Annotated in this window: 8 protein-coding genes; 3 read left to right on the forward strand and 5 right to left on the reverse strand. The window is 65.5% G+C overall.

Translation table 11 applies throughout. The features are described from left to right. Window positions 1-46 precede the first annotated feature (46 nt). Entirely contained in the window at window positions 47-1,315 is a 1,269-nt protein-coding gene (locus ACFU5G_RS04800; protein WP_377241316.1) for a DUF3238 domain-containing protein, read from the reverse strand. A gap of 674 nt (window positions 1,316-1,989) precedes the next feature. On the opposite strand from ACFU5G_RS04800, the gene ACFU5G_RS04805 reads away from it, so the two are divergent. From ACFU5G_RS04805 to ACFU5G_RS04815, 3 genes are all read left to right on the forward strand, one after another. After that, the gene (locus ACFU5G_RS04805) at window positions 1,990-2,811 is read left to right on the forward strand and encodes a hypothetical protein (protein WP_377241318.1); all 822 of its coding nucleotides are present in this window, start codon (window positions 1,990-1,992) and stop codon (window positions 2,809-2,811) included. 16 nt (window positions 2,812-2,827) lie between these two features. Beyond that, complete coding sequence (locus tag ACFU5G_RS04810; protein WP_377241320.1) at window positions 2,828-3,502, forward strand: hypothetical protein; 675 nt, start codon at window positions 2,828-2,830, stop codon at window positions 3,500-3,502. Window positions 3,503-4,246: 744 nt separating this feature from the next. Beyond that, complete coding sequence (locus ACFU5G_RS04815; protein WP_377241417.1) at window positions 4,247-4,660, forward strand: flavin reductase family protein; 414 nt, start codon at window positions 4,247-4,249, stop codon at window positions 4,658-4,660. Window positions 4,661-4,864: 204 nt separating this feature from the next. On the opposite strand, the gene ACFU5G_RS04820 is transcribed toward ACFU5G_RS04815, so the two are convergent. The 4 genes from ACFU5G_RS04820 to ACFU5G_RS04835 all read right to left on the reverse strand — a co-directional run bounded on the left by ACFU5G_RS04820 (window position 4,865) and on the right by ACFU5G_RS04835 (window position 10,642). Beyond that, the gene (locus ACFU5G_RS04820) at window positions 4,865-5,926 is read right to left on the reverse strand and encodes an LLM class flavin-dependent oxidoreductase (protein ID WP_377241322.1); all 1,062 of its coding nucleotides are present in this window, start codon (window positions 5,924-5,926) and stop codon (window positions 4,865-4,867) included. 182 nt (window positions 5,927-6,108) lie between these two features. After that, entirely contained in the window at window positions 6,109-7,878 is a 1,770-nt protein-coding gene (locus ACFU5G_RS04825) for an ABC transporter ATP-binding protein (protein WP_377241324.1), read from the reverse strand. After that, entirely contained in the window at window positions 7,875-9,752 is a 1,878-nt protein-coding gene (locus ACFU5G_RS04830; RefSeq protein ID WP_377241326.1) for an ABC transporter ATP-binding protein, read from the reverse strand. Before ACFU5G_RS04830 ends, ACFU5G_RS04825 begins: the two co-directional genes overlap by 4 nt. Window positions 9,753-10,135: 383 nt before the next feature. Further along, window positions 10,136-10,642: a hypothetical protein gene (locus ACFU5G_RS04835; protein WP_377241328.1), complete on the reverse strand. Its 507-nt coding sequence runs from the start codon at window positions 10,640-10,642 to the stop codon at window positions 10,136-10,138. Between the last annotated feature and the right edge of the window lie 201 nt (window positions 10,643-10,843).

Consider the following 10,843-nt stretch of genomic DNA (forward strand, 5'->3'; position numbering starts at 1 on the left):
GCCTCGTTCGAGGCTGCGTCGGGCCTGGCTTCCGAGGCGTGAAGCCTTAGGGGGTGCCAACCGACAGGGTGATGTCCACATGCGCGTTCGGGAACGTGGGGAGCAAGTACTCGAGTCCACGATTCTCGAACTCGTAGAGATTCATGAAGCTGCTAAACGTCTTCACACGCCACTCGTATGACGGCGCCTGGTCATGGTCACCGGACAGGTGCACGAAGCCATCGCTGAATCCTCCGAATGAGAGGGTGTAGTCAATCGCTGGCGAGATGCTGCAGAGCGGGTCCGCGACGTGATGTGACCAGGTTCCGATCCCGCCGGTGTTGTCACCCGATCCGCCCAAGTTGATGATTTCGGAAAGATCTGCGTTCGCGAACGCCAGTAGGTCGCCATTGCTCTCGTACAGCCGGGTCCCGGAAGTCCGCGTGCTGAGAGAGTCACCAACCCTGTTGCCAAGCGGGTCAAATTCCTTGATTGACTCGATGGCAGTGCGGACGCTTGGCCGGGCGACACTGGGGCTCGCGAATCCCCGGTCATCACCCGCGTAATAGCCCACGCCGCCCTCGCCACCATAGGCCTCGATGCAGGGCTGCAGATCGAAGGGAAGCTCGGCCCTTTCTGTGGGGATGAACGTATTGATCTGCTGGACCATTTGCCAGTTCGCCGCCGCGCGGGAAGCGATCACGTCTGTGTTTTTGGCGCTGGACAGAATCGCAGCGTCGTCGATTGGCATCCCGAGCGCACTTGCGTCGATCCCCGGGACTTCTAGCACAGTAAGGTACGGCTCCTGTGCTTGACGGCCATCGACCTCCACAGTGCGCTCGCCCTCGATTCGATACGTGGCATCGCTCGCAGGTGCCGGCCGAAGGTCGCTAAACGTATCTCCGTGGACGCGCCCAACGACAGCATCGTCGCGCGTCACCGTCCAGAGGATCCGACCGTCCGACGGATCCCACCATCGGAGCTCTACCTCGCCTGAGTCGGTCGCCGAGTATGTGGCGAACTCGGTCCTGCCCTCGTCGTTCGGAGCGGGCTTGGACCGGACCAGGTCGATCCGCTTGTCCAAGACCGCGCCATCATCACCGACTCCGAACGTGACCACGCGCTTTTCCACGAGCGGTTCAGTGGTCGAACGCACAGATGGGCGCGTGGCCTCTGCGCTCGCTGGCACGAGGCGTTGGCCCGACACGACGAAAACAGCTTCCTGCCGACCTGCACCGAAGCCCGAGGTTGTGCGATCTGACGCGCTCGCTGCTACCGCACTACTAACAACCACGACCGCCGCGACAGCGGCGGCAATCAAAGGCCTGCGCCTCATGACTCCCCATCCCAAATCAGCCACCATGCGACATACCACATGTGCTACCAGTCCTTCACTGGAGCGGGTGCAACGTTAGATCGGGTGGATGCCCTTAGCAACGATTTGACCGGTATATCACCCGCTCTAGGGCAGGTCCCCGTGCCGCTGTCGTCGCCGTGTTGGCATGGTCGTCGTTGCCCAGCCGCACCCGGGCGGAAGGAATGCCGGCGGCGGTCCAGCTGGTGCTGGTGGAGAAGACACGTCCGCTTACGAGAGCGGACGGCGTCCAGGGTAAGGACAGTCGGTGGAGCAGATCCGTGCGGAGATGACCGCATGTGACAGTCGCCGCCTTAGCCGGAGGACCCGAACGCGTTGTGGCATCGGTCCGAATCGAGGCGGTCCGAGAGGAATCAGGCGCACCGTACACCGCAAGGCCGAGTGGGCCACCTGGCACGACGCGGCTGTTGAGCGCCGCACTTCGTCACCTCGTCAACCGGCCCGGCAGCAACCAGGCAACCCAAACACTCGGCGGCAGCCGATCCAACCTGCATACCCAGCTTGCCAAGGTCGAGTGCGCTGCCGAAGGACGGCTCGTCCGACGGCGCACCGGGCTTCGCTCAGGCGGCCCACTCAGACCTCTCGTGTAGCCGGCAGGCATGCTGCTGTTCTTCCTGCTCTAGGTCATCACCGGCATGGTCCGCCGCGACCCCAGCGCCCTCGGGCGCGGCGTCCTCGGGCTCGGCAAGTCGATCCTGGGCTCGTTCCTCGTCGTCACGCTGACCGCTGCGTTGCTGGAGATCACCGACCAGCTCTGCCACGGCCTCGTCCAAGCGGCCGGCACCATGGAGCAGGTCGGCGACCGCCTCATCGCCATGATCACCGGAATCTCGATCTCGACCACAGTGGTCGGCGTCGGGCCGCTGTTCGCGGTGTTCCTGGCCGGGCTGGCGTTCACCGGGGCGTTCACGGTCTGGATCAGCCTGCTGGTCCGCTCCGCCCTCATCCTGATCGCCATCGCCCTCGCACCACTGGCCTTGGCCGGAGCGTCATGGGACGCGACCCGCGGATGGGTCACCAAGTGGGCCACGTTCACGATCGCGCTCATCGTGTCCAAGCTGGTGCTGGTAGTGATCTTCCTGATCGCGACCGAGCAGACGTCCGCCCCCATCCAGGTCGACATCGCCTCCGTGGCCGAACCCCTCACGGGGATCGTGCTCCTGGTCATCGGCGCCTTCGCGCCGTACCTGACGTACAAGTTCCTCAACTTCCTCGGCTTCGACCTCTACCAGACGATGACCACCGAGACCGACGCCAAGGAAGCCCTCAACCGCCCCGTCCCCTACCTGCCCGGCGGATGGCCCCGCCCGAACCCGGCCAAGGTTCTGGACTCCGGCGGCGGCAGCGGCGGTGGCGGTGCCGCTGACGGTGCGGGCGGCGGCGGCAGGGCCACGCCCGCGTCGGGCGGTACCAGCGTGGGCGGCAATACCGGGCCGGCGGGAGCGGGCACCCCTTGACGGCGAACCGGTCTGGGTGCGCACCGTAGGCGAGGACCCGCTGTGGATCACTAACGGCAGTTTCTGGACCGGCAACCTCGACGCGAACACCATCGCCGGTGTCCCCAAGCCAACCGTCCTTGCCTGGATCGAGGATCGAACGTCCGACCGGTGGTTTCGTACCGAAGTCATGACCCTGGTCACAGACCAGATCACGTCATCCGATCCTGCGCCCTCCGTGGCGCCCGACGTTAGCCCCGACTGGCTCGCCCGCCTCCAGACATCGCTCGACGTGCTCGCCACCGTCCCGACAGAACGCGTCGCCTACACCCAAGACGCCGTGAAGCGACGACTCCACCGCCATTTCGGCGACCGGGTCGACGCCACGGTCGAGCGGTGGGTCACCGCCCACAACGACCTGCACTGGGCCGACCTCACCGCGCCAGACCTCGCCATCCTCGACTGGGAAGGCTGGGGCATCGCCCCCGCCGGCTACGACGCCGCCACCCTCTACTGCCACAGCCTGCTCATCCCCGAGACCGCTCGGCAGGTCCACGAACAGTTCGCCGACGTCCTCGACACGACAGACGGCCAACGCTCACAGCTGTTCGCGATCGCACGAATCCTGGACCGTGCGCGCCACGGCGACTACAAGGCGCTCGCCGAGCGCGCGAAGAACCACCTCCGCACGCTACTTGGAGACCAATCCTGAACCCAAGGGAGAACTTCAAGGGCAACCAGCGCGGACGGTGCCGGTCAACACCCCACACCTGAGTCGGTCAGAGCGGTCGCCGCTCCCCCGCTATCACGGCATAAACCGTGGAAGTTGCCCTGACCTCCACCGACGCGCCCCCCGAAAGTACGCTCGTGGGCATCCCACGGGCATTCGAGGTTCGTGTGCTGGATCATGGGCACAGATTCCCACGCGGGTGCAAGCACCAGCTAGCGACGCGACAGTCCGAAGCCACGCCCCGCCCGTCCCTTGACCCGTCACTGTCGTCCAACCAGGCGCACACGCACGGCCAGGATGGCTGCAGGGATCCAGTCGGCGCCACAACGCAGCCCTTCCGCGCAGCAATCCGGCGCCGGGGCACGTCAGCGGCGTGGACGATCACCAGTCCGATCGGCACCACGGAAGCTGCAGCCAGCGCAATCGTCCACCTGGTGCGCCAACGAAGACGCAGACCAAAGCCCTACAAGACACCTATAGCTCGGACTACGCCGGAGCCCTGTGGGGACTCTCAAGGTTCAGAGCGACATCCCAAATATCCGGTCTGGTATATTATGCCCAGGAGGCATGTCTCTTGAAGTCGATTGGCCGCGGTTGAAAGCAGCTAGTGCGCTCTGATCTCCAAGCGAAGGATAACGCTTGTCGGCTACACCGGAGCAATTCAAGGATGCTTTTGCACTACACGCATCGGGCGTATCACTTGCACTATGGTGGGATAGCCCACGGGTGCGAGGGCTTACACTGACCTCTGTGGCTTCGGCGTCAGCTAATCCACCCCTATTTGTATTCTCCGTTGCGACAGAATCCCGACGCCTGGCTTCCCTTCGTGCGGCTCCGGTGTTCTCTGTGGCGTTTCCTGCCGCCGACCAAGCGGACGTTGCGGCGAGATTCGCGGAGCCTGAGCGAGGCGGCCCCCCGATCCCTGATGGCATTGTGTTCCACGACTCGGGGGTACCGATGATGTCTGGATCACGAGCAGGAGCAATTGCTCACCTAGTAGATTCCATGCAGGTGGGGTCAAGCATGCTGTTTGTCGCAGAGGCGGATGAAATCTACACGGGCAGGGACGCTCCGCCCCTGCTCTACGTCGGCCGGCAATTTGCTACGCTTTCTCCCGCACTCGGAGCCGAACGAGAGTAGGCCTCGGCAGTTCACGGCCGAGATGCGTGGCGTGGCTCTGCGGGCTGCACCTTCATGGGCGGACAGCAGCGATTTGCAGGCGCCTTTGATCGGGGGCGGAACAGGTCTTTACACCGGCTGGTTCGCATCTGTAGCGCGCCCGCGCATGCCGCCTTCTCCACTCGTCGTGCGAACTTGAACAGAGCCGCGGACCGATCGGCCGGGTCAGAATTGTGTACCAGTGGCACTGCCTGGCTCGATGCCGGAGCGTGGAGGCCCTGCATTGAGGGCGTCGGCATGCCGGAGAGCAGTGTTGATGTCCACATGCTCGCCGGCGCTCATTGTGTCGCTCAGAATGATATGGCTGACGCCGTTCTGGACGTACTCTCCAAGCCGGGCTCCCACATCCTCGTGGGCTCCCACAAAGTACGGCGCGCTTATCCGACCGGTCTTGAAAGCACCCAACCAGTACACATCGTCCTGAGAGCCATCCTCGGAGAGCGCACGGCTCGCGAGTTGTTGTGCCCACATGTTCGACGACCGTGTCTTCAAGGCCGTCTTGATCGCTCCTTTCCTGGTTGGCGGAAAGCGCTCGAGGGCCGTATTCCACGCTTCATCGCGTTCGGATCGCGCGAGGATGCCGATCCTGATTCCGAGTTCTCCCGAGTAGCCCTGGGCGAGGAGTGGCTCCAGGAACGTGCTCCGCCACTCATCGATCGGGCCCGGATGTGTGACCACCACATCTGCGATTTCTAAAGCGACCTTAAGCCCTGCAGGCGAAGATCCAGCGACGAAGAACTTGCAGTCAGACAGGGCGGCGGGTCGTGGAGATAACCGAAAGCCTTCATATCGGTAGTACTCGCTTCGGTGGTTTAATTGTTCGCCGCGCAGCAATGCGCGGAGGATACGCCCGTATTCCAGCAACCGCTCGTATCTTTTGTTGTGCTCCAAGTGATCGCCTGTAGACCTGAGTTCCTCTTCCCCTGCGCCGGCCACGAGATTAAAGTAAAGTGGACGCCCGTAGAGGCTCGCGAAGGCGGCGGCGATCGCCGCAGCAGTATGAGGGGGAAGTGACGAAGGCTGAACGGCGACGAGCGGGATGAGTCGCTCAGTCAACGAGCCCAACTGTCCGGCCACCAACCATGGATCGACCTCGTGCAGATTGTGCGGCACGAGCACGCCATCCCAGCCAGCCTCCTCGCATTTCAGCGCGACCTCGGTGAGTCGTTCTAAATGGTTGACTCCAACTGTACTTACCGAAGGTGGAGCGGCTGAGTAGATCTGCATATTCCCTCAATCTCGTTCATTCACGAGGCTGCACCGAGCATTGTCTCAACGATTCCTAGTAAACCACACGGGTGCCAATGTATCGCGCATGTCGGAAGTGAGAAGTTATCCTGCGAGCCGCTGCGTGGTGGACTGCCCTTCGTCCCTCGGTCTCATGACGACGGCTCCCGGACGACGTTAACTCAGCGGTACTGGTTCGCCTGGCTCTCGTACAGCGCCGCGTACGCGCGGCCGGAGTCCATGAGGTTCCGGTGCGTGCCGCGCTCGACGATCGCGCCGTCGTCGAGCACCACGATAAGGTCGGCCATGCGCACGGTCGAGAACCGGTGGGATACCAGGAGGGTGATCTGCCCGGCGGTGTCCGCGGTCCGCTCGGCGTACAGCTCGTGCACCTCGTGCTCGGCCTGCGGGTCCAGCGCCGCGGTCGGCTCGTCGAGCACCTGCAGGTTCGAGTCCGTCCGCATGTGCGCCCGGGCCAGCGCGAGGCGCTGCCACTGCCCACCCGAGAGCTCGTGCCCGCCCATCGACCGGTCGAGGAGCGTCTCGGTTCCTTCCGGGAGCCGGTCGACGAATGTGTGTAGGCCCGTCGTCTCGATCGCGAGCCGGATCCGCTCGGCGTCGCCCGCGTTGTCGAGATCGCCCACACCGACGGCTTCGGACACGGTGGTCCTGAGCCGGAACGAGTCCTGGAACGCGCCGGTGGTGCGCAGCCGCCACGAGGCCGCGTCGAAGTCCGCGAGCGGGCGCCCGTCGAGCAGCACGTCGCCTTCGGTCGGCGCATACATGCCGGTGAGCAACTTGACGAGCGTGGTCTTGCCCGCCCCGTTGAGGCCAACGAGGGCAACGGTCTGCCCGGACTCCAGCGTCAGGTCTATGCCGCGCAGGACCGGTGCGGCCGCACCGGGGTAGGTGAAGCCCGCACCGCGAAGCTCGATCCGGCCGACCGGACCAGACACCGGGTCGGAGCCGGCCGCGGCCCTCTCGCGCTGGGCGTAGTCCTTGAGCCACATGTAGTGCCCCGCGGGGGTGGCGGCCCGCGCGACCTGCTTGATCGACTCGACCGCCCGGCGCACCTCGCCGCGCAACCGCGTCGCAAGGGTCACCGCGAGAACGAAGCTGCCGAGCGTCGCCGCGCCGGTGCCGACCATGGAGATCGCGAGCGCGATGGTCGCGGCAAAACCGAGCGTGTAGGTAGCCCAGCCGATGAGCTCCCAGCCGGTGGCTGCCAAGAGTCCTCGGTCGCGGACGCGCAGGTGGCGGGCACGGGCCTCGTCGGCCCAGGCGTCGACGGCGTCCGCCGCGGCCATGACACGGATCTGCTGAGCGCTCTCGGGCTCGACCGCGAGCCGGTGCAGGCGCTCGTCGCGTCGCTCGTCTGCCGCGGCGCGGCCGCGGGCCGCTTCGCGGTGACGTTGCGCGATCATGCTCGTCCAGATCGGAGGGAACGCAAGCAGCACCAGCAGGCCTAGGGCGATGTGGATGCCGGACAGGAGGATCACGCTGAGGACGACGCTCACGCCGGCGGCAACGGTGCGGGCGAGGCCGATCCCGGAGAGTGCGAGCTCGTACGTGCTCTTGCCGAGCAGAGAGACACGGTCGTGGAACTCGGGGCGTTCGAGGTGTTCGAGGGTGGACAGGCCCGTGCTGATGCCGATGACCTCTTCGTTGAGGGTGAGGTCGACGCGTTCGGCGAGGTTCTCCTGTAGGAGGTTCACGATGCGGTTGCCCGCGGCGTTGACAGCGGCCGCGAGGCCGCCGAGAGCCGCGGCGAGGACAAGGGCGACGACGGCGCCGGCGCCGGCGTTGTCGACGATCCAGCGCTGCGACAAGGCGAATCCGACGGCGGCGATCGCTTCAAGGACGACGAGCGTGCCGAGCGCGATCGTAGCGCGGCGGTCGGAGCGCCAGGCGAGGGCGACGGTGTGGCGGGCGAGCTGTAGCAGCGCGTTCATGCCGTCGCCTTTCGGGTGTCGGAGTCGGGGCCGGAAACGACATCGGGCTCGAGGTCGGTGAACCGGGAGGCTTGGAGGGAGAACAGGCGCGCGTATTCGCCACCGTCGGCCATGAGATGGTCGTGACTGCCTTGCTCGATGACGCCGTCGGGGCCGAGCATGACGATGCGGTCGGCGTTGCGGATGGTGCCGAGTCGGTGCGAGATGAGGACGATGGCGGCGTCGTCGATCGCGGAGGTGACACGGTCGAAGAAGGCCGCTTCGGCCTGGGCGTCGAGGTGCGCGGTGGGCTCGTCGAAGATGAGGAGGTCGCGCCCGTGCCGGGCGGCGAAGAGGCCGCGCGCGATGGCGATGCCCTGCCATTGGCCTCCGGAGAGGTCGGTGCCGTCCTCGAACTCGCGCCCGAGCAGGGTATCTATGCCGTCGGGGAGGTCGTCGAGCCAGCGGTCGATGCCCGCCGTGCGCGCGGCTTCGAGAAGGCCCGCCCGGTCGGCGGCGTGCTCGACCGCGCCGATGGCGATGTTGTCCGCGACGCTGGCGGGGAACCGGCCGAAGTCCTGGAACACCACGGAGACCCGGCGGTGCCAAGCCGCCTCGGGCAGGCCCGCGAGGTCGGTGCCGTCGACGGTGATGCGCCCTGCGTCGGGTGCGTAGAGGCGGGCGAGAAGCCGGATGAGTGTGGTCTTGCCGACGCCGTTGCGGCCGACTAGCCCGATCACCTCGCCTGCCTTGATCTCAAGGTCGAGCCCGGAGATGACGGGCCGGTCGGTGCCGGGGTAGGCGAAGGCGACGCCTTCGCAGCGGACGGCAGTATCGAAGCGGACCGATTCGGTCGCTGCGGGCTGGACCGCCGAAGCGGCGGCCCGGAGCCGTTGTAAGGCCTTGAGCGACCCGCTGCCGTGCTCGATGTCGAAGGCCTCGTGTCCCATGAAGAGGATCCCGAAGATACCCCAGCCGGCGAAGAAGCAGGTGACGAGCTCGGAGGCGTCGATCGTCCCGGCGCGCATCGCGAGGGCGGGGACGAGGAGCACGAGGCAGCCAACGGTGGCGGTCATGAGAACGATGGGCCACTGCCCGACCGTGACCCGCCGGCGGCCTGGCCGCAGCGGGGCAACGTAGTCAAGGAATGCCGCGGTACGGCGGGCCACGAGCCACTGACCGAGGCCGAACATGCGCAGGTCCTTGGCTGCCTCGGGGCTGCGGCTGAGGCCGGTCCAGTAGTCAGCGCGGCGCTGGAAACGCTCGCGCGTAGCCCCTTCGGCGACCAGGCGCATCCACTGGCGGCGCAGCAGCGCGCGGTTGAACAGGCAGACGACCAGGACCGGCACGGCGAGCAACGGCGAGAGGACGACGGCGAGGAGGATCGTGGCGAACCCGGCGGCGGCGAACCGGAACAGCAGGAGCAGCTGCCCGGTCGCGCCCGACCCGGCCGAACGAACCCACTTCTGGTCCAGGTCCGAGGTACGGGCGAGGTCGTCGACGATCGCGGGATCGTCCAATTGGGACACAGAGAGGCGCCGCAGCGACAGCGACCGCACCTCGCGGCGCAGCATCCGGTCGATACGTGACCCGGCCGTGGTGCGGGCGAGGCTCGACAACGCGTAGAAAGTCTCTTCGAGGAGGAACATCGCCGAGACGGCGGCGAGCGGGAGCGCCAGCGTGCCCCAGTCTGTCTCGCCGTCGATCGATTCGATGCCCGAGACGAGCCAGCCGAGAGCTAGGGCGAGAACGCTCGGTGTGACGGCGACGAGGAGCAGGCACCCAGCGAGCGCGGCCGCAGCACCCGCCGCGAGTCGCAGCAGGCCAAGCAAGCGCCAGCGTTCGGCGAACAGCTCGCGCGTCGTCGGAGGAGGAGGAGAGATCACCGGGGGCATGCGGCTCCGTCCAGAGTCTAGAAGGCGGTATCACTGGTCCTGTTTGAGAACTATTCCCTAACGATGCCCTTTGAAAAGGCACTGCCAGCAAATAATCGGCCGTTGACTCCGTGAGCAAACCGGCATCGAGCCTTGCTGGGATCCAAGGTCTCGCACGACGCGATGCGCGAACCTGGCGAGGATCGCATGTGGTCAACGAGCGGGCTTGGACTGTGTCAAACGAACGTGCCGGTCCGGTTTCGGCACGAGCTGAAACAACACCGACAATCACGTGGCTCCCGCGATGGGCATGCGACCTGTGCCCGTTAAAACCGACGAGAGCTACGTCGTCGAATCGGGCCGGGCCATCGACCCCTAGCTGTCTGCCCGAGCCAACCGCGTCGTTAGCACCAAGCCTTTACTGGCAACGCGGCGTCGAGAAGTTCGTCAAGCTGAGCGTCAGCAACGCCAGACGAGAGGTCTCCCTTGAGCACGAATGTGGGGATCTGACAGAGCTTCTCAACGAGAGATAGCGTGGACGCTATCGACGGGCGTTCCACCAACTGCACCAAAAAAGCATTGAGCGCGCTGGGAGGAACGCAGACCTGATCGATCACGGCACTTCGAAGCTCCAATTCTGAAGTGACTCGGTGCCAGCCGACGCTTCCCTCGTGAAGGTCAGGAAGGAGGATTGCCTGGACGTCTGCCTGGGGGGTGATCTCCACGCCAAGACCCTGCAGCGCCGACACTTCAATCGTTGCGGCGTCCCGTCCATCTGTTCGAGGAGCAGTCTCCAAGATCGCCTCTAATCCGGGCCACCGCCCAGGAAGGTAATCCGGTGTCCCCTTCCTGACATTGACTCGACGAGCTGAACCGAGCACTATAGCCCGGCCATCGACGAACTGGACCATCGCGTCATCGTTGGCGATGTAAGACATTCCGCGGCCCACAAGGCTCAAAGCGGTGGTGGTCTTTCCTGCCGTGCGGTGCCCAGCGATTAGTGCGGCACCACGACCCTCTATGGAAACTGCGCCCGCGTGCATTTGTAGGGTCCGACCCTCACTCCATAATGCGACGCGATGAAGCTCGCGCACAAGCCGCGCCGTAATGTA

The sequence above is a fragment of the Promicromonospora sp. NPDC057488 genome (assembly GCF_042802395.1).
GTDB lineage: Bacteria > Actinomycetota > Actinomycetes > Actinomycetales > Cellulomonadaceae > Promicromonospora.

Bases quoted from the DNA above. Each gene is read 5' to 3' on its own strand.
- ACFU5G_RS04825 (WP_377241324.1), bottom strand. From the start codon at position 7,878: ATGAACGCGCTGCTACAGCTCGCCCGCCACACCGTCGCCCTCGCCTGG.
- ACFU5G_RS04830 (WP_377241326.1), bottom strand. From the start codon at position 9,752: ATGCCCCCGGTGATCTCTCCTCCTCCTCCGACGACGCGCGAGCTGTTC.
- ACFU5G_RS04835 (WP_377241328.1), bottom strand. From the start codon at position 10,642: ATGGTCCAGTTCGTCGATGGCCGGGCTATAGTGCTCGGTTCAGCTCGT.
- ACFU5G_RS04800 (WP_377241316.1), bottom strand. From the start codon at position 1,315: ATGAGGCGCAGGCCTTTGATTGCCGCCGCTGTCGCGGCGGTCGTGGTT.
- ACFU5G_RS04805 (WP_377241318.1), top strand. From the start codon at position 1,990: ATGGTCCGCCGCGACCCCAGCGCCCTCGGGCGCGGCGTCCTCGGGCTC.
- ACFU5G_RS04820 (WP_377241322.1), bottom strand. From the start codon at position 5,926: ATGCAGATCTACTCAGCCGCTCCACCTTCGGTAAGTACAGTTGGAGTC.